This window comes from Bradyrhizobium genosp. A (assembly GCF_049949275.1).
Classification (GTDB): domain Bacteria; phylum Pseudomonadota; class Alphaproteobacteria; order Rhizobiales; family Xanthobacteraceae; genus Bradyrhizobium.
In genome coordinates this window covers 5874804-5897277 of sequence record NZ_CP188196.1, presented here as the reverse complement: position 1 = coordinate 5897277, position 22474 = coordinate 5874804, and the positions used below count along the sequence as shown (strand labels likewise).

General features: G+C 61.2%; 18 protein-coding genes. 7 read left to right on the top strand and 11 right to left on the bottom strand.

Translation table 11 applies throughout. The annotated features are described in order from the left end of the window. Positions 1-30 precede the first annotated feature (30 nt). Positions 31-1182 (top strand): AGE family epimerase/isomerase, encoded by a 1152-nt coding sequence (locus ACP2YP_RS27615; RefSeq protein WP_426419412.1) that lies wholly within the window; start codon positions 31-33, stop codon positions 1180-1182. On the opposite strand, the gene ACP2YP_RS27610 is transcribed toward ACP2YP_RS27615, so the two are convergent. The 4 genes from ACP2YP_RS27610 to ACP2YP_RS27595 form a co-directional block, all read right to left on the bottom strand. Next, positions 1179-2018 (bottom strand): ABC transporter ATP-binding protein, encoded by an 840-nt coding sequence (locus tag ACP2YP_RS27610; protein WP_426419411.1) that lies wholly within the window; start codon positions 2016-2018, stop codon positions 1179-1181. The two genes, ACP2YP_RS27615 and ACP2YP_RS27610, sit on opposite strands and share 4 nt — an antisense overlap. Positions 2019-2143: 125 nt before the next feature. Continuing rightward, complete coding sequence (locus tag ACP2YP_RS27605; protein WP_426419410.1) at positions 2144-3427, bottom strand: ABC transporter substrate-binding protein; 1284 nt, start codon at positions 3425-3427, stop codon at positions 2144-2146. Between the two features lie 44 nt (positions 3428-3471). Continuing rightward, on the bottom strand, positions 3472-4545 hold the full coding sequence (locus ACP2YP_RS27600) for a branched-chain amino acid ABC transporter permease (RefSeq protein WP_426419409.1): 1074 nt from the start codon (positions 4543-4545) through the stop codon (positions 3472-3474). 3 nt (positions 4546-4548) lie between these two features. Further along, entirely contained in the window at positions 4549-5442 is an 894-nt protein-coding gene (locus tag ACP2YP_RS27595) for a branched-chain amino acid ABC transporter permease (RefSeq protein WP_426419408.1), read from the bottom strand. An 80-nt stretch (positions 5443-5522) separates the two neighbouring features. Between ACP2YP_RS27595 and ACP2YP_RS27590 the strand changes: the two genes are divergently transcribed. Then, entirely contained in the window at positions 5523-5888 is a 366-nt protein-coding gene (locus tag ACP2YP_RS27590; RefSeq protein WP_426419407.1) for an endonuclease domain-containing protein, read from the top strand. A 68-nt stretch (positions 5889-5956) separates the two neighbouring features. On the opposite strand, the gene ACP2YP_RS27585 is transcribed toward ACP2YP_RS27590, so the two are convergent. Together ACP2YP_RS27585 and ACP2YP_RS27580 are read right to left on the bottom strand one after the other, a co-directional pair. Further along, positions 5957-7888 (bottom strand): long-chain fatty acid--CoA ligase, encoded by a 1932-nt coding sequence (locus ACP2YP_RS27585; protein ID WP_426419406.1) that lies wholly within the window; start codon positions 7886-7888, stop codon positions 5957-5959. Further along, positions 7885-8706 (bottom strand): ABC transporter ATP-binding protein, encoded by an 822-nt coding sequence (locus ACP2YP_RS27580; protein WP_426419405.1) that lies wholly within the window; start codon positions 8704-8706, stop codon positions 7885-7887. Before ACP2YP_RS27580 ends, ACP2YP_RS27585 begins: the two co-directional genes overlap by 4 nt. Positions 8707-9044: 338 nt before the next feature. On the opposite strand from ACP2YP_RS27580, the gene ACP2YP_RS27575 reads away from it, so the two are divergent. Further along, positions 9045-9722, top strand: a complete 678-nt coding sequence (locus tag ACP2YP_RS27575; RefSeq protein ID WP_426426282.1) for a Crp/Fnr family transcriptional regulator — start codon at positions 9045-9047, stop codon at positions 9720-9722. Between the two features lie 128 nt (positions 9723-9850). Here ACP2YP_RS27575 and ACP2YP_RS27570 read toward each other — a convergent pair whose 3' ends face one another. The 4 genes from ACP2YP_RS27570 to ACP2YP_RS27555 all read right to left on the bottom strand — a co-directional run bounded on the left by ACP2YP_RS27570 (position 9851) and on the right by ACP2YP_RS27555 (position 14782). Further along, a complete protein-coding gene (locus ACP2YP_RS27570; protein ID WP_426419404.1) occupies positions 9851-10771 on the bottom strand; it encodes a glycosyltransferase in 921 nt (306 codons plus the stop codon). Then, positions 10768-11919: an acyltransferase family protein gene (locus ACP2YP_RS27565; protein ID WP_426419403.1), complete on the bottom strand. Its 1152-nt coding sequence runs from the start codon at positions 11917-11919 to the stop codon at positions 10768-10770. Before ACP2YP_RS27565 ends, ACP2YP_RS27570 begins: the two co-directional genes overlap by 4 nt. 634 nt (positions 11920-12553) lie before the next feature. Continuing rightward, positions 12554-13816: an MFS transporter gene (locus ACP2YP_RS27560; protein WP_426419402.1), complete on the bottom strand. Its 1263-nt coding sequence runs from the start codon at positions 13814-13816 to the stop codon at positions 12554-12556. A gap of 123 nt (positions 13817-13939) precedes the next feature. Continuing rightward, positions 13940-14782 (bottom strand): uroporphyrinogen-III synthase, encoded by an 843-nt coding sequence (locus tag ACP2YP_RS27555; protein WP_426419401.1) that lies wholly within the window; start codon positions 14780-14782, stop codon positions 13940-13942. Between the two features lie 145 nt (positions 14783-14927). Here ACP2YP_RS27555 and purU point away from each other — a divergent pair, with 145 nt between their 5' ends. Beyond that, complete coding sequence (purU, locus tag ACP2YP_RS27550) at positions 14928-15791, top strand: formyltetrahydrofolate deformylase (protein ID WP_426419400.1); 864 nt, start codon at positions 14928-14930, stop codon at positions 15789-15791. 96 nt (positions 15792-15887) lie between these two features. Here the strand turns inward: purU and ACP2YP_RS27545 are convergent, their stop codons facing one another. Next, entirely contained in the window at positions 15888-17228 is a 1341-nt protein-coding gene (locus tag ACP2YP_RS27545) for a hypothetical protein (protein ID WP_426419399.1), read from the bottom strand. 624 nt (positions 17229-17852) lie between these two features. Between ACP2YP_RS27545 and ACP2YP_RS27540 the strand changes: the two genes are divergently transcribed. The 3 genes from ACP2YP_RS27540 (at position 17853) to wecB (ending at position 22428) form a co-directional block, all read left to right on the top strand. Next, complete coding sequence (locus tag ACP2YP_RS27540; protein WP_426419398.1) at positions 17853-19901, top strand: hypothetical protein; 2049 nt, start codon at positions 17853-17855, stop codon at positions 19899-19901. Between the two features lie 249 nt (positions 19902-20150). Then, positions 20151-21185: a polysaccharide biosynthesis protein gene (locus tag ACP2YP_RS27535; RefSeq protein ID WP_426419397.1), complete on the top strand. Its 1035-nt coding sequence runs from the start codon at positions 20151-20153 to the stop codon at positions 21183-21185. 103 nt (positions 21186-21288) lie between these two features. Beyond that, entirely contained in the window at positions 21289-22428 is a 1140-nt protein-coding gene (wecB, locus tag ACP2YP_RS27530; RefSeq protein WP_426419396.1) for a non-hydrolyzing UDP-N-acetylglucosamine 2-epimerase, read from the top strand. Positions 22429-22474: the final 46 nt, after the last annotated feature.

Below are 22474 nucleotides of genomic sequence, written 5' to 3'. Positions count from 1 at the left end.
CGGCCATTGGCGGGGCGTGGAGAGGACGCGATGGCGGACGAGAGCATCATTCCGGCGGAAGAGGCGGTCGAAATCGTCGCGCGCCTGAAGCGCCGCATGATCGAGGACGCGATCCCGCTGTGGTCGACCGTCGGCTGGGACCATGAAGCGGGTGGCTTCGTCGATCGGCTGCACCGCGATGGGACGGCGGACAGAGCCGCGCCGCGGCGCGTGTTCGTCCAGGCGCGCCAGATCTGGTGCTACGCCAAGGCGGCGCAGATGGGCTGGTATCCCGAGGGGCGCGCCATCGCGCTGAAGGGGCTCGAGCACCTGCTGGGGCACGCCAAGGCGCCGGACGGCCGGCCTGGCTACGTACACCGGCTGACGCCGGAGGGCGCGGTGCTGGATTCGCGACGCGACGCCTACGACCACGCCTTCATCCTGTTTGCACTGGCAACGGTCTATGCGCTCGACAAGGACGCGCAAGTCCGCGCCGAGATCGACGCGCTGCTCGCCTTCCTCGACGGCCATCTGCGCTCGCCGCATGGCGGCGTGCATGAGAGCCTGCCGGTCTCGCTGCCGCGCCGGCAGAATCCGCAGATGCATCTGTTCGAGGCGATGATCGCGTGTTTCGACGCGACCCACGATCTGTCGTTCCAGAATCGCGCCGGTGAATTCTTCGCGCTGTTCCTGGCCAATCTCTACGACAAGCGGAAGTGTGCGCTGGGCGAATATTTCGAGGAGGACTGGTCGAAGATCGAGCCTGTCAGCGTCGAGGCCGGCCACCAGGCCGAATGGGTCTGGCTGCTGAAAGGGTTTGAACGCATCACGGGCTGCCCGACCGGACAACGGCGCGCAGAGCTGCTGGCCACTGCGCTGCGCTATCGCGACGCGGCCACCGGCTGTCTCGTCGACGAGGGCGATGACACCGGCAACATCCGCCGCGCGACGCGCCGGCTGTGGCCGCAGACCGAGATCGCGAAGGCGTGGATCGCGCAGGCCGAGTCCGGCGAGGCGGGCGCGGCGGAGGAAGCGCGCGCGGCGCTGGTGCGGCTCGAACGGCATTATCTCAGCCATCCGGTGCGGGGCGGCTGGTACGACCAGTTCGACCGCGACGGCACATCGCTGATCGACACCATTCCTGCGTCGTCGTTCTATCATGTTCTCTGCGCGGTCACCGAAGCGGAGCAGGTATTGGGTTAGAGCCAGCGCTTGCGGCGCTTGAAACTCTTGAGGTTCTTGAAGCTCTTGCGCTGGTCGCCGGCGCCGCCGAGGTAGAATTCCTTGACGTCCTCGTTGTCGCGCAATTCGTCGGCAGTGCCGTCGAGCACGACCTTGCCCTGCTCCATGATGTAGCCGTGGCTTGCCACCGACAGCGCGGCGCGCGCGTTCTGCTCGACCAGCAGGATGGTGACGCCGAGGTCGCGGTTGATCTTCTGGATGATTGAGAACACCTCTTTCACCAGCAGCGGCGACAGCCCCATCGAGGGCTCGTCCATCAGGATCATCTTCGGGCGCGCCATCAGCGCGCGGCCGATCGCGAGCATCTGCTGCTCGCCGCCGGAGAGATAGCCGGCCAGTCCCGTGCGCTCCTTCAGGCGCGGGAAATATTTGAAAACCATGTCGAGGTCGGCATCGACCTCGCGATCCCTGCGGGTGAAGGCGCCGAGCTTGAGGTTTTCCAGCGACGTCATGTCGGCGACGATGCGCCGGCCCTCCATGACCTGGAAGATGCCGCGGCGGACGATCTTGTCGGGATCGATGCCGTTTATCCGCTCGCCCTCGAACAGGATCTCGCCGCGCGTGACCTCGCCGTCCTCGGTCTTGAGCAGCCCCGAGATCGCCTTCAGCGTGGTCGACTTGCCGGCACCGTTGGCCCCCAGCAGCGCCACGATCGCGCCCTTGGGCACGTCTAGGCTGAGGCCGCGCAGCACCAGGATGACATCGTCATAGACGACCTCGATGTTGCGCACGGCGAGGAGCGGCGGCGCGGCGACAACGGTTGGCTTGGCGTGGGCTGCTTCGAGGATTTCAGTCATGTTGTGTGTCGCCAATTTGCTACGCTCGTCATGCCCGGGCTTGTCCCGGGCATCCACGTACTTCGTTCTGAGTGGTCAGGCGTGGATGGCCGGGACAAGCCCGGCCATGACGTCTGAGATCGAAATTACCAGCCCAGCAGTTCCGGCTTGCGCGGCAGCTCGACGGTCTTGACCTTCTCGAGCTTGATCGCGCCCTTGGCCATGAGGTCGTTGAGGTCGCCGTCGGTCGCGCCTGTGATCTTGGTGCGATAGAGCTCGACCTTCAGTGTGCCGCGATGGTCCTTGTCGGTCCAGGTCGAGGGCGTGCACACGCCCTCCATGCCAGCCGGCACCCAGTCCTTTTTCTGATAGAAACCCTTCGCGACGTTGTCGCCCGTGGCGCCGCCGTTCTTGGTGGCCCAGTCGAGCGCCTCCTTCATGTAGAGCGCCGAGCAGACGGCGGCGATGTAGTGTACCGGTCGATAAACCTTGCCGGTGGGGTCGGATATCTTGGAGATCTCCATCACCGTCTTCATGCCGGGCGCATCGCCGCCCCAGCTCACTGCGGTGCGCAGCGGGAAGATCACGCCATTGGCCGCATCGCCCGCGGTCTTGGCGGCGTTCTCGTCCATGCCCCAGACATTGCCGAGGAACTGGATCTCGACGCCGGCGGTCTTGCAGGCCTTCATCACCGAGATGTTGGAAGCCGCAGTGTTGCCGAGATAGGCGTAGTTGGCGCCCGAGGATTTCAGGCTTAGGCACTGTGCGCTGTAGTCACCCGGCGCGAGCGCGAACACCAGCGGCGGCAGCACCTCGAAGCCGAGCTCCTGCGCCATGGCTTCGCCGGCGGCCTTCGGCGCGTTCGGATAGGGGTGATTGGCGCCCATGTGCACGAATTTCGGCTTGCCGGGCTTGCCCTTGGCCTTCCAGTCCTCGGCCGCCCAGATCAGCATCGCGCGCAGCGAGTCCGAATAGCTCGGGCCGTAGAAGAAATTGTATGGCGCGGGCTTGGCCTTGCCGCTGGTGCCTTCGGGATCGGTGAGAGCGGCGGCGTAGGAGCCGGAGAGGTCGGGGATCTTGTCCTGGGCGAGGAAGCCGGTCAGCGCTTCGGTGTCCGCGGTGCCCCAGCCCATGATCGCGGCGACCTTGCTGTCCGGTGCCGACCACTTCTTGTAGAGCGCGATCGCCTTCGGCACCTGATAGCCGTAATCGTTGGTGTCGACGTTGAGCTGCTTGCCGCCGACGCCGCCGTTCTTGTTGACCCAGGCAAACGTGTCGGCGACCGCCTGACCGTAGGGCGTGCCGACGTCGGAGGTGCCGCCGGAATAATCGGCGAGATGCCCGATCGCGATCTGTGCCTGCGCGCTCGCGGAGAATGCCGCGATCACAAGCGCGAACGATGCGGTGCTCAAAAGGGACTTCATCTTCATGGGTCGGTTCCTCCGGTTTATTGTTTAAGTGAAGCAGCCCGCGCTCAGTGCGAGAACGGGTAGAGTTTCCAGTACGCCTTGATCTGCCGCCAGCGATGCGCGAGGCCATCAGGCTCGAACATCAGGAATGCGATGATGATCACCCCGATCGCGATCTCGCGCAGGAAGGTGATGTTGTTGTTGAGCGACAGTGCCTTGTCGATCGCGCCACCTTTCAAATACAAGCTGATCAACTCCATCGTCTCAGGCAGCAGCACCACGAAGGCGGTGCCCATCAGCGTGCCCATGATCGAGCCGGTGCCGCCGATAATGATCATGGCGAGGAACAGGATCGAGCGCTCGATGCCGAAGCCTTCCTGCGAGACGACGAGCTGGTAGTGCGCGTAGAGCGCGCCGGCGATGCCGGCGAAGAAGGCGGCGAGCCCGAATGACAGCGTGCGGTATTTGGTGAGGTTGATGCCCATGATCTCCGCGGAGAGATAATGGTCGCGGATCGCCACCAGCGCGCGGCCGTCGCGCGTGCGCATCAGGTTGGTGACGAGGATGTAGCTCGCCAACACATAGGCCAGCACGACATAGAAGTATTGCCGGTCGCCGCGGAGCGCATAGCCAAAGATCGAGAACGGCTCGGCGCTCGCCGGCACGGAGCCGCCGGAAAACCATTCGGCGCGTGAAAAGAAGTCGAGCAGGATATATTGCGCGGCCAGCGTCGCGATGACGAGGTACAGTCCCTTCAGCCGCGCCGCCGGAAGGCCGAAGATCAACCCGACCAGTGCGGTGACGACACCCGCGAGCGGGATCGCGAAGAACACCGGGATAGGTGCGTTGTTGGAGATGTAGGCCGAGGTGAATGCGCCGAGCAGGAAGAAAGCGGCATGGCCAATCGAGATCTGGCCGGTGAAGCCGACCAGGATGTTCAGGCCCAGCGCCGCGATCGAGAAGATGCCGATCTGGATCAGGATGCTGAGCCAGTAGCCGCCGAGGAATTGCGGCACGAGACAGAGCAGCAGCACGCCGAGAATCGCACAGTTGCGGCTGGTCGTGGTCGGGAAGATCGTGGTGTCGGCCGCGTAAGAGGTGCGGAAATCGCCAGCAGGGATGAGGGCAGGGCCGGCCATGGATCAGATCCGCTCGATGTCGTGGGTGCCGAACAGGCCGTAAGGCTTGATCATCAGCACGATGATGAGGACGTAGAACGGCGCGATCTCGTAGAGATTGCCCCAGTGCAGATACTCGCTGTCGACATATTGCGCGATGTTCTCGAGCAGACCGATGATGATGCCGCCGAGCACGGCGCCGCCGACGGAATCGAGCCCGCCGAGGATGGCTGCCGGAAACACCTTGATACCGTAGGCGGCAAGGCCCGAGGACACGCCGTTCACCACGGCGACGACGACGCCCGCGACCGCGGAGACGGTGGCCGAGATCGCCCAGGCCATCGCAAACACGCTCTTCACGGAAATGCCGAGCGACTGCGCCACTTGCTGGTTGAACGCAGTGGCGCGCATCGCAAGGCCATACTTCGAGGCGCGGAAGAACCAGGCCATGCCGATCATCATCGCGACCGAGACGACCAGGCTCATGGCATAGACGGTCTGGATCTGGAGCCCGAACAGGTCGACCGACTGGCTCTCGAATACGCGCGGGAACGGCTGCGGGTTGACGCCGAACATCCATTTCAGCGTCGCCTGTAGCACGGTGGAGAGGCCGATCGTCACCATGATCACGGAGATGATGGGCTCGCCGATCATCGGCCTGAGGATCAGGATCTGGATCGCGATGCCGAACACGAACATGAACACCAGCGTCATCGGCATGCCGATCCAGAACGGCACCTGGTATTTCGCGAGCAGCGCCCAGCACACCCAGGCGCCGACCAGCAGCAATTCACCTTGCGCGAAATTGACGACCTGCGTCGCCTTGTAGATCAGCACGAACGACATCGCGACCACGCCATAGAGCGTGCCGACCACGAGGCCGTTGACCAGGAGCTGGATGAGGAAGGCGGTGTTCATGTATGGTGGACCTTTCGCCTCTCCCCGCTTGCGGGGAGAGGCCGACGCGCGAAGCGCGGCGGGTGAGGGGGAGCCTCCGCATGCGAGGTGCTGATGAATCCAAGACCGAGCGCGCAAGAAGCTTGCGCGCCGCGTTGACGGATGCGGAAGGAAAACTCTGGTATCGCCTGCGCGCCCGCAGACTGAATGGCTACAAGTTCGTTCGGCAGGAGCCGATCGGGCCTTACACCGTCGACTTCATCTGCCGTGAAAGTAGACTGATTATTGAAGTGGACGGCGGGCAACACGCTGACAGTCCGCGCGATGCAGTACGCGACAAATGGCTGATTGACCGAAACTATCGGATCCTGCGGTTCTGGAACAACGACGTTTCGAGCAACCTGGCTGGCATTCTCGAAACGATCGTCACCGCCCTTGCGGAGGCTCCCCCTCACCCGGATCGCTGACGCGCTCCGGCCTCTCCCCGCAAGCGGGGAGAGGCGAAGGGCAGCACGGTTCGCGACGGATACCTGCATCACTCCGCAGCCTCCGCCATGGGGCCGTGCCCGCCCAGATCCACGACCCGCAGCGTGGTGCGCACCCTCTGCGTGGTGCCGTCCTGGAAGCGGATCACGGTGTCGACGGGGATGTCGGGATCGCCGCGGTAGATGGCATCGATGATGCCTTCGTATTTCTCGTTGATGACGCTGCGGCGCACTTTTCTTGTGCGGGTGAGCTCGCCATCGTCGGCGTCAAGTTCCTTGTAGAGCAGCAAAAAGCGCGAGATGCGTTGCGCCGGCGGCAGCGTTGCGTTGACGGTCTCGACTTCCTTGCGGAGCAGGGCATAGACCTCGGGCCGCGAGGCGAGGTCGCTGTAGGTCGTGAACGAGAGGCGGTTCTTCTCCGCCCATTTCGAGATGATGGAGTATCGGATGCAGATCATCGCCGCGAGCGCATCGCGGCCGGCCCCTAGCACCACGGCTTCGGCGATATAGGGCGAGAATTTCAGCTTGTTCTCGATGAATTGCGGCGAGAAGCGCTCGCCGCGCGAGGTCTCGGCGAGATCCTTGATACGGTCGATGACGACGAGCTGGCGGTTCGCGTTGAAATAGCCGGCGTCACCCGACAGCATCCAGCCATCCCTGATGTCGGCGACGCTGGCTTCCGGGTTCTTGTAATAGCCGAGGAACATGTTGGGATGCCGCACCACGATCTCGCCGACGCCGTGGACGTCGGCATTGTCGATGCGGATCTCGACGCTGTCGGCCATCGGCACGCCAGTCGTGTCAGGGTCGACCTTGCCCGCGGGATGCAGCGTGTAGGCCCCTAGCAGCTCCGTCTGGCCGTAGAGCGTGCGCAGCGGCACGCCCATGGCCTGGAAGAACTTGAAGGTATCGGGCCCGAGCGCAGCGCCGCCGGTGGCAGCCGAGCGCAGGCGCGTGAAGCCGAGACGGTCGCGGAGGGCGCGGAACAGGATCGCATCGGCAAAACCCGAGCGCTTGCCTTGTTCGAGCGCGGCGAGACCGGACTTCATGCCGATGTCGAACAGGCGCTGCTTGAACGGCGTTGCGTCCATCACCTTGGCGCGGACGTCGGCGGCGATCGATTCCCAGACCCGTGGGGCAAAGAGCACGAATGTCGGCGCGATCTCGCGCAGATCGTTCATCATGGTGTCAGGCTCTTCGACGAAGTTGATCTTCATCCGGCAGAGCAGGCCTTTGCCGAGCACATAGACCTGCTCCATGATCCACGGTAGCGGCAGCACCGAGACGTATTCGTCGTCCGGCCCCTTGGGATCGAAGGCGAGATAGGTCGCGCAGTGGCCAAGCACGCGGCCGGCGGCGAGCATCGCGAGCTTTGGATGCGAGGTGGTGCCCGACGTCGTGCAGAGGATGGCGACATCCTCGCCCTTGGTCGCGTCGACGAGTTTGTCGTAAAGCCCCGGATCGCGCGCGGCCCGGGCACGGCCGAGCTCGGCGAAGTTTTCTGCCGATATCAGCCTGGGATCGTCATATTTCCGCATCCCGCGCGGGTCGGAATAGATGATTTGCTTCAGTCGCGGCACGCGCTCGGCGAGCGCCAGCAGCTTGTCGACCTGCTCCTCGTCCTCAGCAAACACGAGCTGCGCCTCGCCATAGTTGAGGAGATAGGAGGCCTCTTCATCGAGCACGTCGCGATAGAGCCCGAGGCTCAATCCGCCGATCGCGTGGGCGGCCACCTCCGCCGCAACCCAGTCCGGCCGGTTGTCGCCGATGATGCCGACGACATCGCCGCGGCCGAGGCCGAGCTCGACCAGCCCGAGCGCGAAGTCGCGCACGCGGGTCTGGTAATCGTTCCAGGTGAAGGGGCGCCAGAGGCCGAGATCCTTTTCACGCAGCGCGATCTCGTTGCCATGCTCTTGGGCATTGAGCCGGAGCATCTTCGGATAGGTATCGGCCTGCGCGACGCGGGCTGCGTAGTCCATCATGCCGCGCTCTCCTGCGCCGGCGGAGCATCGTCGGGATCGACCAGCACCTCGTCCTCCTCGCCGAGATAGGCGCGCCGGACGTGGGGATCGGCAAGCACCGCGGCCGGGTCGCCCTCAGCGATCTTGCGGCCGAAATCCAGCACCATGACGCGGTGAGAGATGTCCATCACCACGCCCATGTCGTGCTCGATCATCACCACGGTCATCCCGAACTCCTCGTTGAGGTCGACGATGTAGCGGGCCATGTCCTCCTTCTCCTCGAAATTCATGCCGGCCATCGGCTCGTCGAGGAGGATGAGGCGCGGCTCCAGCGCCATGGCGCGGGCGAGTTCGACGCGTTTGCGCAGGCCGTAGGAGAGGGTGCCGGCGGTCGCTTTGCGCACCGACTGGAGATCAAGAAAGTCGATGATCTCTTCCACCTTGCGGCGGTGCTCTAGCTCTTCCTTGCGCGCGCCGGTGAGCCAGTACAGCGAGCCCGTGAGAAAGTTGTTCTTCAGGAGGTGATGGCGGCCGACCATGATGTTGTCGAGCACGCTCATGTGGTGGAACAGCGCGAGATTCTGGAAGGTGCGGCCGATGCCGAGTGTGGGACGTGCATTCGGCGTCAGGCCGGTGATGTCGCGTCCCCCGTAGAACAGCTGGCCTTCGGTCGGCTTGTAGCGGCCGGAAATACAGTTCACGATCGAGGTCTTGCCGGCCCCGTTGGGGCCGATGATCGAGAACAGCTCGCCCTCATTGATGGCGAAGCTGACGTCGGTCAGCGCGCGAACGCCGCCGAACCGCAAGGACACGCCGCGCACTTCGAGACTGGTAGCCACCAAACAAATCCCTCCCGGTGATGGCGCGTTCAGCGGCGCTCTTCGTCCGTTCCCGTCGGGCAATCCTAGTACGGTCGTGCCGGTGAGGCCATGCAGCACATGGTCCCGGCCGGAGCCGCGCCACCTTCGTACCCGTTTGGGATCAAAAGCCGCATCGCCCGAGGTGGCTCTCAATAGGGGAAAGCGCTATTTTGAAATGTCTCCGGCCTGACAATTCTGCGACAAAGTTTTTCGGGTGGGCAGCGGCCTACATCTTTCGTCGGATGGTGGCCGAAACGATTGTGCTGCAGTGCAGCAGAGGAATGGGGTGGCGAAACGGTGCGGCTGGCCTCGAGATCATGATTTCAGAGGATCAACTGAAGCGCGTCGCCGCTTGGTCGCGCGAGCTCACGCCAGCGGAGATCGAGGTCGCCCGCGCCGGGATCACGGAGCGGTCCTACGGCACCGGGGAGACCGTGTTCATGCGGGGCGACAAATTCGACTATTGGGCCGGCATGGTGAGCGGCCTTGCCCGCATGGGCGGGGTTTCGCGCGACGGCAAGGAGACGAGCCTTGCGGGACTCACGGCGGGCGCCTGGTTCGGCGAGGGCAGCGTGCTCAAGAACGAGCTGCGCCGCTACGACGTGGTCGCGCTGCGCGACAGCCGCGTGGCGTTGATGGAACGCTCCGCCTTCATGTGGCTATTCGAGAACAGTGTCGGCTTCAACCGCTTTCTGGTGCGCCAGCTCAACGAGCGGCTCGGCCAGTTCATCGGCATGCTCGAGGTCAACCGCACGCTCGATGCGACCTCGCGCCTTGCGCGCGGCATCGCCTCGCTGTTCAACCCGATCCTCTATCCGGAATCGACCGCGCATCTGGAGATCACCCAGGAGGAGATCGGTGCGCTTTCCGGCATGTCGCGCCAGAACGCCAACCGCGCGCTGAACCGGCTGGAGAAGGAGGGGCTGCTGCGGCTGGAGTACGGCGGCGTCACCATTCTCGATATCGGGCGGCTCAGGAGTTACGGGGACGCATGATGACCGGTCCTTTCCGGTACCATCTGGGCTGCTGGTTACTTCTGATGTCCGATCAACCGACGTCTGATCCAACGGGCATTGCCGCAATCGAATTGCGGTTCAGCGCGCGCCTCTGAGGTCGGCGTGGCTCACCAGCGCAACAATCTTTTCAATGATTGCTTAACGGGCTGTGGAACACTGGCACGGGCAAGCAGCGAGAGTGACCTCATATTAACCGAGGATTTTTCGTAATGGCGAGCGGCCAGCAAAGATTTTGCAAAACCATCCAACCGGCCGGCACGCAGGTGCCCTCGTGCAGCGATTAGATGGGCATTTGCCAACGAGCTGTTTTTTCGCGCGCGCAACTCGGGCGGACAAAACGGTCCGTCAAAGTACTTGTTGGCCATATAGATGAACTCATTCACCATTTTGTCGGAGACTATGCCTCTTACCGACATCGATCCGGAATGGATGCGATAGAGCGCGACGACGTCCTCCAAAAAATCAATACGGCCGAGTGATCCTACGCGCGTCCAAAATTCCATGTCGGGGGAGAGCCGGCAATTAGGGTCCCAATTTCCGACTTGCTCGTACACGCTGCGTCGGAACAGTGCGCCAGGACCAATGTAACACTCATGATCGATAGTGACCGCACTCAACTCGAAAGGACGATTGACGCGCTCTTGAACTACGCGGCCTTTGAGATCAATCAAGTTCGAATTGGGAAATGCCGCAGCGGCGTCTGGGTGGCCTTCAAGATGATTGACGATCCGCGTCACCACATCGGGTGGTAGAATATCGTCGTCACTCAGATAACCAAGATAGTCTCCGCGAGCCCGCGACCAACCTGCGGAGAGGGCCGCGGTTTGCCCAGCATTGGCCTGCGTAAGAACGGTGACGCGTGGCGGCAACGTCGCGAGATAATCGCGGGTTCCGTCCGTTGAGCCGTCGTCGACAACGATGTACTCGATTTTCTCCCACGTCTGGTTCAGAATCGATTTGATCGTCTCGGGCAGCAAGCCAACACGATTGAAAGTGGGCGTTATGATGCTGACTAACGGCACGTTCATTCGATTCTTCCGGAGATGATGCGAGCAGGATCGGATGTCAGAAGGGTGCTAGATGGCGTCCCATAAGCTACAGGCGCTCTCTTTGCAAAATAGAACCGCTCTGCGATCAGGTAAGAAATGAGCGCCAACAGCACGGCGCCGACGAAACTGAGCAAGGCGAGAATCGCAAGCGGAACAACGTCCCCGACGCCGGGAAATACAAAATATTGTCTTGCGCGAAAGACGATCACTATCGCGACGGAGTGAAGAAGATAGAACGAATAGGATATCATCCCAAGCCAAGCGAGCGGTCTCCACGAAAGCGTGCGAGCCAACGCTCCTCGTTTGCTCACAGCTTTACATAGGACTATGATGCTCAGGCCCGAAAACAGCCAGGTAAATTGCCAGTCGTTGATGTAGCCGAGTGCGAAAAGGGTCGTCGTAAGCAGGTAGATCGAGACGATTGCTGCATCTGGGCAAACATTGGCAACACTTTCGACTCGCTCGCGGCTCAGGCATCCAACGCCAGCCCCGACAAACAGGAAAACGAAAGATCGGAGGTCCAACCCGAATAGCAGCGGACCGTAAGCGAAAATCAGGCCGCCCACGATTGTAGACGCAATTGCGGGCAATCCGGCCCATCGTCCGATCAGCAGGACAATAGGAAAGAGCAGGTAAAACACCATCTCGTAGAACAACGACCACGTCACGTTGTTGAAAACGATACCGGGTATTCCCAAGAGCGGAATCGCATTGAGGAAGAACAAGTTTCCGATCAAAGTTTGGATGTCGGGAAATCGCGCGCCAATAAATACGCCTCCAGCAAGACAGATCATCAAGGCGAGCAAGAACGCCGGGTAGACCCGCACGATACGGTTCCTGATGAAGGTCAGATAAACATAGTCAGCGCTTTGCGAAATCTTCGAGATTAGAAATCCACTCAATATAAAGAAGATCGAGACGCCGTGGTGAGAGTGATAAAGCCAATACAACGCTTTATCGAACAAGCTCGGAAAGTTTGCTAGTGGAACGCTATTTGGATTGGCGCCGCGAAAAATTGCAAGATAACTGCCAAAGAAATGCACGTTGAAGGTCAGAATCACAGCAACCGCACGAATGCCATCAAGGCTTTGATTCCGCTTGTTGGTTGCGTGAGTCGGTAGTCGCATCTAGATAGACTCTTGTAGATAGACACTCGCGTGGGCGAGCGACGGATTAGAAGATCGAACTCATGCGGTTCCGCCCCAGCGATCAAGAGCCGCTCAAATTGACTGTCGGAATGAGCCGCTTCGAGCGCTGCTAACCCCCCTATTCTACCATCGTCTCCGAGACTACCATCATCCCGGGGCGGTCACACGTCTGAGTCCGTTTAGGCTGTACTAGCCAATCCCGCGTTGAGCAACTATGATTCGCTCTTTCGTGAACCGTGATTGCTTCATCTCCTCCTCCCCGAAGGCGATGGACTCTACCCGTTTATGGAGGAAGTTCAGAGGGGCTCAGGTCAGGTGCTGTGGCCGCAATATCCCTTGTCGACCTAAGAGCGCTCGATGCGGCGGTCACGGCCTCGCCAATGTACTCCTCCTCCGGAGCGTGGAAGGAACCAAGCTTCCAGTCGCCCGGCGTTGCTGTTGCGGAACGGATCTGTGGCCCGACCAAAGGAGCGCGCCGGTTTCATGCACCACCCGCAGGCCTTCGGCCAGCAGTAGCTCCAGTCTGTCGCCGAGCGACTGTCATCAGGATCCCAACCGGAATGCGATTACAGATCAGCCGCTAGGTCGTCCTTCAAGGTCGATTCGCTACCCGTCAGCCCGCATTGGCCGGGGCGTGCGCCGGCCACAGATCCTCGCGCCAGCGCACCGCGATCGCCAGCATCGCGATGATGCCCGCGACCGCATAGATCGAGCCCATGGCGGAATAGCCAACCAGGTCGATCAGGCTGCCCGCCGCAAGCAAGCCGATCGGCAGGCCATAGATCACCATCATCCGCACGCCCATGACACGGCCGCGCAGATGGGCGCTCGCCGTGCGCATCAGGATCACGGCCGCTGAGATCATCGACATGCTCTGGGCGATGCCGGCGAGCACGAGGCAGGCCATGGCGACCGGCATGGTCCTGATCTCGACGAACACCAGCAGCATCGCGTACCAGGCCAGCGTCGCGCCGATCAAAAGCCGCGCGATGCGGACCCCGCTGACGAGGCTCAGCGTGATGGAGCCCGTCAGCGAGCCCACGGCAAAGCTCGCCGAGAGATAGCCGAGACCGGTCTGGTCGGTGTGGAAGATGTCGCGCGCAACAAAAGGCAGCAATCCGTTGGTGATCGGAAAGGCCGTGAGGTTGGCCAGGAAGGCGACGCACAGCGCCGCGCGCATTCCAGGACCGTTCCAGGCGTAGACGACGCCTTCCTTCAGTTCACCCAGCAATCGCGAGACGGCGTGGCTGTTTGCGGGGAGATCCGTCGTCGTGACCGACTTTTCCGGCCGGCTCAGGCAGAACATCAGAATCGCTGCGATGAGATAGAAGCTCGCGATCGCGGCATAGACGAAGCCGATGCCGAGGAGGGCGAACAAGCCCGCGCCGGTCAACGCGCCGGCAATGCGCGCGCTGTCCTGGGTCGTGCGCGCGAGGCTGATGGCGCCGACGAGTTGCTCGGCCGGCATGATGTCGGCAAGGAGTGCCCCGCGCACGCCGAGATCGGACGGGCGGATCAAGCCCATGATCGCGACGATGATCATGACGTTGAGCGGGGCGAGATGGTGGGTCAGCGCCAGCACCATGATGGTCGAGGCGAGCACGGTGTAGGTGAGGCGCAGCACGACCAGGAGGTCGCGATGACCCATGCGGTCGCCGACCATCCCGAGCACGGGCGCAATCAGCGTCCCGACATATTGCAACGAGGCCATGACGGTCAGCAGCAACACCGAGCCGGTCTCGACCATGATGTACCAGCCGAGCACCAGCGTCTCGACTTCGAACGCCCATGAGGTGAGGAGGTCGGACGGCCACTGGAAGCGGTAGTTGCGAATGCGAAATGGTGCGAGCGCCGAACGCCGCGTGGTTGTGCTCACAACGCGATGACTCGTGTCAAGGCGATTCCTTGCCCTTGTTGTTTCTTCTTGCTGTTCGGCAACGTAGCGACGACGATCCGCGTGTCAATCGCGGCAGCCGCGGGCCGCCCCTGCGCCCGGCTCTTACCTCGCCGCAGCTCTCGGCCTCCGCTCCGCGAGCGCCGTAGCCATCGCCGAGATCAGTGGACGCATGAAATAGGCGTCGTCCGCAGGCGAGATGTCGGTGCGCAGGCCGTGCGCGGCAAGCTCACCTGAGACTGCAGGTCCCACCGAAGCGATCAACGTGCGCTCGAATCCTGCGCGCAACTTGGCCTCGCTGCCATGGGCCTTGGCGGCCTCGATCAGGCGGCGGACCTGGCCGAGATTGGTCAACGCGACGGAGTCGATTCGTCCCTCAGCCATGTCGTCGATGGCGGCGACGATATTGGCGTCAGCGGCTTTGGAATCGTAGACGTAAGGCAAAACGGTATCGACCTCGGCGCCCTGCGCGGCCAGCGCACCGGTCAGCGCGCTGTGGTCCTTGTCCGGATAAAGCTGAAGCCCGAGGCGTCGTCCCTTCAAGTCGAGCTTGCTCAGCATCTCGATCACGCCCTCGGTGGTCGGTTTCTCTGTGGTCTGCTGCGCCTCGAGCGAGATTTCGCGCAGCGCCTTGCCGGGCTTCGGGCCGCGCGAGAATTTTCGCGATTTGGCCAGCGCCGCGACAAAGGCCTGATCGAGGCCGCGTGCGCGCGCGAGCTTCATGATCCGCCGCAGGCCTTCACCGGTCATCAGCACGAGGTCGTCAAGCGGCGTGTCGATGGCGCGACGGATCCAGGCCTCGACCGGGGCGGGGTCGGGTGCGTCCTGGATGGTGAACATCGGGCACTGCACGACCTCGGCGCCTTGCTCGGCCAGGAGTTTTGAAAACTGCGCCTCCTCGCGGGTTTCCAGGATCAGGATGCGGGTGCCAGTCAAACGGTCAGCCATGGGCGTGCTCCCGTGAGCAAAAATCGCAATCGTCCGTTCATCTTGACACCGTCGTCGGGATTGGCGCAAGGGTCGCGTCGGTGCTAGAGCAGGACGCAAATCGCGGGTCATTCCGCGGCGTTTGCACAAACCGTCATCGAGAGCCATGCCCGATCATCAATATGTTCTGACCCTGTCCTGTCCGGATCGACCCGGCATCGTCTCGGCGGTGTCGACCTTCCTGGCTCATAATGGACAGAACATTCTCGACGCCCAGCAGTTCGACGACGTCGAGACCAAAAAATTCTTTATGCGCGTCGTGTTCACCGCGGCCGATCTTGCCGTGGAGCTGTCTGCGCTCCAGACCGGCTTTGCCGCGATCGCCGAGCGTTTTGGCATGGAGTGGCAGATGCGCGACCGCGCCGCGCATCGCAAGGTGATACTGCTGGTGTCGAAGTCCGACCACTGCCTGGTCGACATCCTCTACCGCTGGCGCACCGGCGAATTGCCGATGACTTTGGCCGCGATCGTCTCCAACCATTCGCGCGAGGTCTATGCCGGGCTCGATTTCGGCGGCATCCCGTTCCACTATCTGCCTGTCACCAAGGAGACCAAGAGCGAGCAGGAGGCGCAAATCCTCGATCTCGTCGCCAAGACCGGGGCCGATCTCGTGGTGCTCGCCCGCTACATGCAGATCCTGTCGGACGACATGTCGGCCAAGCTCTCCGGCCGCTGCATCAACATCCATCACTCGTTCCTGCCGGGCTTCAAGGGCGCAAAGCCCTATCACCAGGCTCATGAGCGCGGCGTGAAGCTGATCGGCGCGACCGCACATTACGTCACGCGCGACCTCGACGAAGGCCCGATCATCGATCAGGACGTCGAGCGCATCAGCCATCGCGACACGCCGGAAGATCTCGTCCGCAAGGGCCGCGACATCGAGCGCCGCGTGCTGGCGCGTGCGATCCGCTATCACCTCGACGACCGCGTCATCCTCAACGGCCGCAAGACGGTCGTGTTCGTGGACTAGGCACGTATCGCAACGCCAATCTGCCGATCCGGCAGGACCTCCCGGCCGTCACACCGAGCGTAGCGCGTGGGGGTATTTCAACGACAGTTTTGCGTCTCACTTCCGGGGGGAGCGGCGGAGGCCTGATCGTGCAGGCGGTCGTTCGAACATCGCGCGCGGCATCACGTACCAGAGCAGGAAAAGTAACCCGGCCCCATGCGTCAGGAGCGTGGTCGACAAGGGGACGTTGAGGAAGACCTGCGGCAGGATCGCGCTGGAAATCAGGACAAAGTTGGCTGGCAGATCCGCAGACAGACGATTGCCGAAAGCGAAGACCAGTCCACATGCAAACGCTGCGATCGGTGCAAGCATGGGGCCGACAGAGGCGACGCCTTCGGTCGCAAACAGCGACGCATTCAGATATCCCAGTTCATAAGTTCGATTCATCACGATCGACAGCGGCTCGTTGTAGGCGCAGGGAACGAACGGCTTCAGGAGTCCGATCTGACAGAAATAAGTCAGCTCGTGCCTGGAGAAATAATCATTGTAGATATCGAAAGCGTTCGACGGGATGATCATCATCCGAAAATTGACTGTGTAGAAGAGGGTCGGCAATACCATGAGAATGGAGGTCAGGAGTCCTGCAAGCATCGGCAGCAACAGGGACAGAATGACGGCCGTTCTGGGTCTGAAATATCTAGCGAGAACGGCAACAAAGACGAGCCAAACTGGCGTAAAAATAGCGAACTTGGTCAGCGTAACCGGATAAAACAACAGGGAGAGAACCAGCACCGCACCCGCTCGCCAGATGTTTCCTTGCGCAACGAAACAGGCAAAAGCGAAGGGCAACAAGGTGGTGGTGGTGATCCCGATCGCGTACCTAAGTCCGGCGGGAAAGCCGAGCTTGTCGCGGTAGCTGTAGATATCCTCGATGGCCACAATTCTGAAATTGTAGATTGCGCCCGCTATGATCGTCGCCAAAGACACCAACAGGATGAGCGTCAGCAAGTGCTCGAACATTCTCGCCGGCAGTTCGTATGCCCTGCCAACGGGCGAGACGATCAGCGTGGCAGGGACAAGAAACGCAGCAGCCGAGAATGCCGCAGACCATCCAGCCAATCCGTGATCATAGTTGAAGTCGCTGAAGCAATTTATCCAGAGATAGCCGAGGATCATCGAATAGAGGTAGAATCCGACCAGGTACCCGGAACTGAAGCGAGCTACCAAAAAGATCACTCCGACAAGGCCGTAGGCCGCGACCACTGCGGCTGCCACCGGGAATCGAGCCGGGTCGTAGAAAATATGGAACGCGGCGGCGCTAAAATAATTACTGCTGAAAGTTATGACGGCTCTCAAAGAGAAGCCGAGGGTGACAATGTACAGGCAGATCAGGACGCCGATTCCGCCCGGAGTTTCGATGAGACCGTCAATTGCTCGCCACCTATCCTTTAAAGTCATTCACCTTATTCCTTAGGGGTCGAACGACCTCAATAGTGGCGAGGGGAGCGCCTGGCAACCGGGCGGAGCCGGCATCGCTTGCGGGCCACCATGTCCTACATCTTCGGAGACACCATCGCGCCGAGCATGCCGTCGATCGCATGACGCGGTTAGCATGCAGGACATTCCGAATGGTTTTCGTCCAACAGAAAGATCTTCTCAATGGCGAATCTGTTTCCCCTCGCCTGGCGCAGCCAGTCGACGTCTCCGGTCAGGTCAAGACGATGAAGTGTTCCTCGCAAGAACTCGCGCGCCGTGACCCTAAACGTCATTTACAACTCCAGCCGGACGTCAGGAATAGAAGAGCGAACAGTACTTGAAAGCCAGTCGCTGTAGAAGGGGAGGCGACGCTGGTTTTCGGGGACCGCGTGGCAGCGAATTCGGCAACGTCGCTGCGGACGCTGCCGGAATCGGCGGTCAGACCCGCGGCGGAGACCGCGCCTCGCTCACTTGTCGATGCCCCAATCGACGTATAAACGATCCGCTCAAGCTTGCGAATTTTCGCTCGTGTTGCCGCCGAACCGCTCCGGAGGCCGGACCCAGATCGACCCGATTGTGAGCCTCCTTGTAATGTCGAGAAAATCCGTGACGATGCCTGACCGCCCCGACTGGGTTCTTGGGGTGGGGTTTGCCCTGTTAGGCGCGGTGCTGGGCGCTGCCGTGCTTCACCAGTCGAGCATGCTGTACTTCTATCAGGCGTTCATGCCGGAGATGGTCTATTCGGCTTGTGGTCACGGCTTCGTGCGCTCTCCGGTCACTCCCCCGCCGATGGTCGATTTCCTGTTCGGGCGCAGCGCCGTGTTCGACTGCGCGACGATCGGGATCGTTCCGGAAGAGCCGGCCGGTAACTTCTTTCGTTTGCAACTTTACCTGGGTTGGGCGGTCTCTGCCTTGTGGCGCGTGACGTCAATTCGCTACTCGAACCTTTGGCCGCTGGTTTCGACGCTGGTCGGTGCATATGCGTGCGGTTGCTTCGTTCTCGTTCGTCTTTTCTTCGCGAGATGGCCCGCCGCGGCAGGCGCAGCCCTCCTGGCTCTGTCGCCGGTCATGCTGTCGATGGTTCCATATTTTCGGGACTTCTCCAAGGCGCCATTCTTCATCTGGGCTCTCGTGTTTCTGATCTTGACCATGCGCGCCGAGTTGCTGCGCATGGCTTTGTTGTGGGCGGCCCTTTCCGGCGCAACTGTTGGCATGGGAGTTGGCTTTCGCTCCGACGTTTTCATCCTGTTGCCGATCGGAATCATCGGATTGGTGGTCAGTTCGGGGCCGAAGAGATGGAAAGCCGGGGTTGTGACGATCGCCGTTTTCGCGGCATCAGCCATGCTTGCCGGCGCGCCGCTGTTGGGGGTTGGAAAAGCCGGAGCATCCGGTACTTTGCTGATGCAGGGCTTGTCAGATCCATTCCAGAGTTATCTGGATTTGGGGCCTGTGCCATATTCGCTTGGAGCGCGTTATTCAGACGAGATCGTGCTGTCGTCCATCGCCGCAGACTTGCGTCCTGCTGATCCAGGTTGGGATGCGGGGGAAGGAAAGCTCGGCCACACGGTTTCCCAAGCCATAACACGGTCTGGTTCTTACGTGCTCAGTTGGCTTCCTTATTTCGCCGGCGATGTGACGACGCAAGCACTGAAATCCGCCGCCTGGGTAATCGTGTTTCCGGAGCTCGTGGCGCCCGGGCGTGTCAACCTGGATCCAGGTGTTCCGGTGCGTGCGGCCCCGCAGATCGCGCGCTTGTTGAATCGGCTCTACGATCGGCTGGCGAACTCATGGGTCGCGATCATATGTGCGGCAGGATTTGTCGCGTTCTTCTGGCGAGAGGCGGCAGTCAGGCCGCGTGAAGCGTTCGCTCTGTTTCTGATGTTCGGCGCGCTGTTGACATATCCGGTGGTGCAGTTTTCGGTTCGGCATGTCTTTCAGCTCGAGTTTATCTGGATACTGGCAGTTCTCTCGTTTTTCAGCGTTCCCTTCGAATGGACACGGCTTCGTGGCGTTTTGCCTCGCTTCCTAATCGTTGCCGCGATCACGCTAGTCGGGCTGATCTCGTTATATGCTGGCATGACGATGTATCAGGATCGCGTCCTGCGGCATCAATTCGAAGCATTGCTGGCCGAGCCGAGAGAGCCAATTGCCCTCGTCTCAAAACCTTCCGCAGGCGAGACGGCGGTCTTCAGTCTGCCGCTGCCCGACAGACATCGGGCGCTTGTCGAAAGCGCCCCGGACAGTATGACTCCCAAACTTGGCGAACAGGGCCTGCAATGGGATGTGCGTGCCGCCGGAGACCGTATCCTGCTGACTTTCGGCGGAGAGAACTGCCCGCAGGGCAGGGCGACGGTTTCATATCAATACGCGAAGCGCGAAGGCATATGGCAACCTCTCGATCACAGCATCTCGGTGGACCTTCCGCAGGACCGGGCTTCGTTCAGCACGGTGTTGGTGCCGGCGTTCTATCGGCCGACCCAATATCTGTCCGATATCCAGCTTCCGGCCGAATACTCGGCCTGTCTGCTCAAGGCTGAGAGAGTGATCGGGCCAACGAAACTTCCGATTCTTCTGGACGCCGCGCTTGTCCCGGGATGGCAGAATCGGCCCTTGCATCGTGCCTTCGGGGGATTCTCTACATTCGAGACCAATTGACAGGTCGGCGCGGGCGATGGTGATGCCGAGGGCTCAAGCGCCGGTTTGGTTGAATTCGGTTCGGATCCGCCCCGAACCGGGCGTTTGGCTGCTCAATTTGCGTTTAAATCCCGTATCGGCCTAATAAGAGGGCAATGGGCGGTTGCGGAAGCGCGGGGGGTTCTGTAGCAGTCTCCAGAAGGCCGAGCCGAGTTCGACTGCAAAACGCTCGCAGCGCCGCCAACTTTGATAGATCGCTTGGGAACGTCTATGTTCGAAGACAAATGCTTGCTCATCACGGGTGGCACCGGGTCTTTTGGCAATGCAGTGTTGCGTCGCTTTCTCTCGTCCGACATTCGCGAAATTCGTATTTTCAGCCGCGACGAGAAGAAGCAGGACGATCAGCGCAAACTATACAACTCCGACAAGCTCAAGTTCTATCTTGGCGATGTCCGTGACTACTCGAGCCTTCTCGGCCCGATGCGCGGCGCTGATTTCGTGTTCCATGCCGCCGCGCTGAAGCAGGTGCCGTCCTGCGAGTTCCATCCCATGGAGGCGGTCAAGACCAATGTCGTGGGAACAGAGAATGTGCTCGAGGCGGCGATTGCGTCCAACGTCAAGCGTATCGTCTGCCTCTCGACCGACAAGGCCGTGTACCCGATCAACGCGATGGGAATATCGAAAGCGCTGATGGAAAAGGTGATGGTCGCCAAGTCGCGCAATCTCGATGCGCGATCGACGCTGATTTGCGGCACGCGCTACGGCAACGTCATGGCCTCGCGCGGCTCGGTCATTCCGTTGTTCGTCGACCAGATCCTCGCCGGCAAGCCCATCACCATCACCGATCCGAACATGACGCGCTTCATGATGTCGCTCGGCGACGCAGTGGATCTCGTGCTCTACGCGTTCGAGCACGGCGACAACGGCGACATCTTCGTCCAGAAAGCCCCGGCTGCGACGATCGAAATTCTTGCCAAGGCGATGGTGAAGGTTCTCGGCCGTCCCGATCACCCAATCCAGATCATCGGCACCCGTCACGGAGAGAAGCTGTACGAAACGCTGCTCAGCAGGGAGGAGCGCGCCAGCGCGCAGGATCTGGATCTCTACTTCCGTGTGCCGCCTGATCTGCGCGACCTGAACTACACGAAATTCTACGAAGAGGGCGAAACGCAGATATCGATCAGTGAGGACTACAATTCTCACAATACCGAACGCCTCGATGTCGCCGGCATGGTCAAGTTGCTCAACACCCTTGATTACATCCGCACAGTCGTTGCAGGCCGCACCCCCGTCAACGAAGGATGACGAAGCGGGGTGGTAGGCCCGACGAAGCCGGGCGCGCCGATGCTGCTCGTAACTGATAGGTGGTCGTCATGGTGCGACGTATGAGATGCAGGATGTCGGGTTCATGAATGCTGGCAAGCTGAAAGTCGTTACCGTAATCGGCACCAGACCCGAGATCATCCGGCTGTCGCGCGTCATCGCCAAGCTCGATCAATTTTGCGATCACACGCTGGTCCATACCGGACAGAATTACGACTACGAGCTGAATCAGATCTTCTTCGACGATCTTGGCATCCGGAAGCCCGACGTCTTTCTCGGAGCCGCAGGTGCGACCGCGGCCGAGACGATCGGTAACGTCATCATCGCAACGGACCGGGTCCTGGCGGAGCGGGGCCCGGAAGCACTGCTTATCCTCGGCGACACGAACAGCAGCCTCGCGGTGATCGCAGCCAAGCGTCGCCGGATTCCAATCTTTCACATGGAGGCGGGTAACCGCAGCTTCGACGATCGCGTTCCGGAGGAGATCAATCGACGGATCGTCGATCACACCGCAGATATCAACCTCACTTATTCGACCATCGCCCGCGACTATCTGCTCCGCGAGGGATTGGCGCCCGACCGCGTCATCAAGACCGGGAGCCCGATGTTCGAGGTGTTGGAGCACTACCGTCCGCAGATCAATGCTTCCGACGTACGGGCGCGGCTCGGGCTTGAGCTCGGGCGCTATTTTGTCGTCAGCGCGCATCGGGAGGAAAACGTCGATTCCGAGACGAATTTCGCCAAGCTCCGGGAGATGCTCAATGCGGTTGCCGCGCAATTCAACCTGCCGGTCATCGTCTCAACCCATCCGCGCACCCAGAAGCGGATCGACGCGAGGGGCATGTCGTTCCGGCCGGAGGTCCAGCTGCTGAAGCCGCTTGGATTCAGCGACTATGTCAATCTGCAGATCGGAGCCCGTGCCGTACTTTCAGACAGTGGCACCATCACCGAGGAAGCGTCGATTCTCGATCTCCCGGCGCTGAACATTCGCGAGGCGCACGAGCGCCCGGAAGGCATGGAGGAGGGAACCGCAATGATGGTCGGCCTCGACGTGGATCGCGTCATGCAGGGGATTGCGATTCTCGATGCGCGAGAGCGTGGCGCCGATCGCGCCCTCCGGCTCGTATCCGACTATGCGACGCCCAATGTGTCCGACAAGGTCGTTCGCATCATTCATAGTTATACCGATTACGTCAAAAGGGTTGTCTGGAGAACGAATCGTTAGAAGACATCGCGCCGGACGCTGCCGGTTGTCCGCCGTAAGATAGCCT

Excerpts from the sequence above, each read along its gene's own strand:
- ACP2YP_RS27565 (WP_426419403.1), bottom strand. The coding sequence starts at position 11,919 with ATGCGACTACCGACTCACGCAACCAACAAGCGGAATCAAAGCCTTGAT.
- ACP2YP_RS27605 (WP_426419410.1), bottom strand. The coding sequence starts at position 3,427 with ATGAAGATGAAGTCCCTTTTGAGCACCGCATCGTTCGCGCTTGTGATC.
- ACP2YP_RS27610 (WP_426419411.1), bottom strand. The coding sequence starts at position 2,018 with ATGACTGAAATCCTCGAAGCAGCCCACGCCAAGCCAACCGTTGTCGCC.
- ACP2YP_RS27590 (WP_426419407.1), top strand. The coding sequence starts at position 5,523 with ATGCGAGGTGCTGATGAATCCAAGACCGAGCGCGCAAGAAGCTTGCGC.
- purU (WP_426419400.1), top strand. The coding sequence starts at position 14,928 with ATGCCCGATCATCAATATGTTCTGACCCTGTCCTGTCCGGATCGACCC.
- ACP2YP_RS27535 (WP_426419397.1), top strand. The coding sequence starts at position 20,151 with ATGTTCGAAGACAAATGCTTGCTCATCACGGGTGGCACCGGGTCTTTT.
- ACP2YP_RS27570 (WP_426419404.1), bottom strand. The coding sequence starts at position 10,771 with ATGAACGTGCCGTTAGTCAGCATCATAACGCCCACTTTCAATCGTGTT.
- ACP2YP_RS27600 (WP_426419409.1), bottom strand. The coding sequence starts at position 4,545 with ATGGCCGGCCCTGCCCTCATCCCTGCTGGCGATTTCCGCACCTCTTAC.
- ACP2YP_RS27595 (WP_426419408.1), bottom strand. The coding sequence starts at position 5,442 with ATGAACACCGCCTTCCTCATCCAGCTCCTGGTCAACGGCCTCGTGGTC.
- ACP2YP_RS27555 (WP_426419401.1), bottom strand. The coding sequence starts at position 14,782 with ATGGCTGACCGTTTGACTGGCACCCGCATCCTGATCCTGGAAACCCGC.
- ACP2YP_RS27615 (WP_426419412.1), top strand. The coding sequence starts at position 31 with ATGGCGGACGAGAGCATCATTCCGGCGGAAGAGGCGGTCGAAATCGTC.
- wecB (WP_426419396.1), top strand. The coding sequence starts at position 21,289 with ATGAATGCTGGCAAGCTGAAAGTCGTTACCGTAATCGGCACCAGACCC.
- ACP2YP_RS27585 (WP_426419406.1), bottom strand. The coding sequence starts at position 7,888 with ATGATGGACTACGCAGCCCGCGTCGCGCAGGCCGATACCTATCCGAAG.
- ACP2YP_RS27545 (WP_426419399.1), bottom strand. The coding sequence starts at position 17,228 with ATGACTTTAAAGGATAGGTGGCGAGCAATTGACGGTCTCATCGAAACT.
- ACP2YP_RS27575 (WP_426426282.1), top strand. The coding sequence starts at position 9,045 with ATGATTTCAGAGGATCAACTGAAGCGCGTCGCCGCTTGGTCGCGCGAG.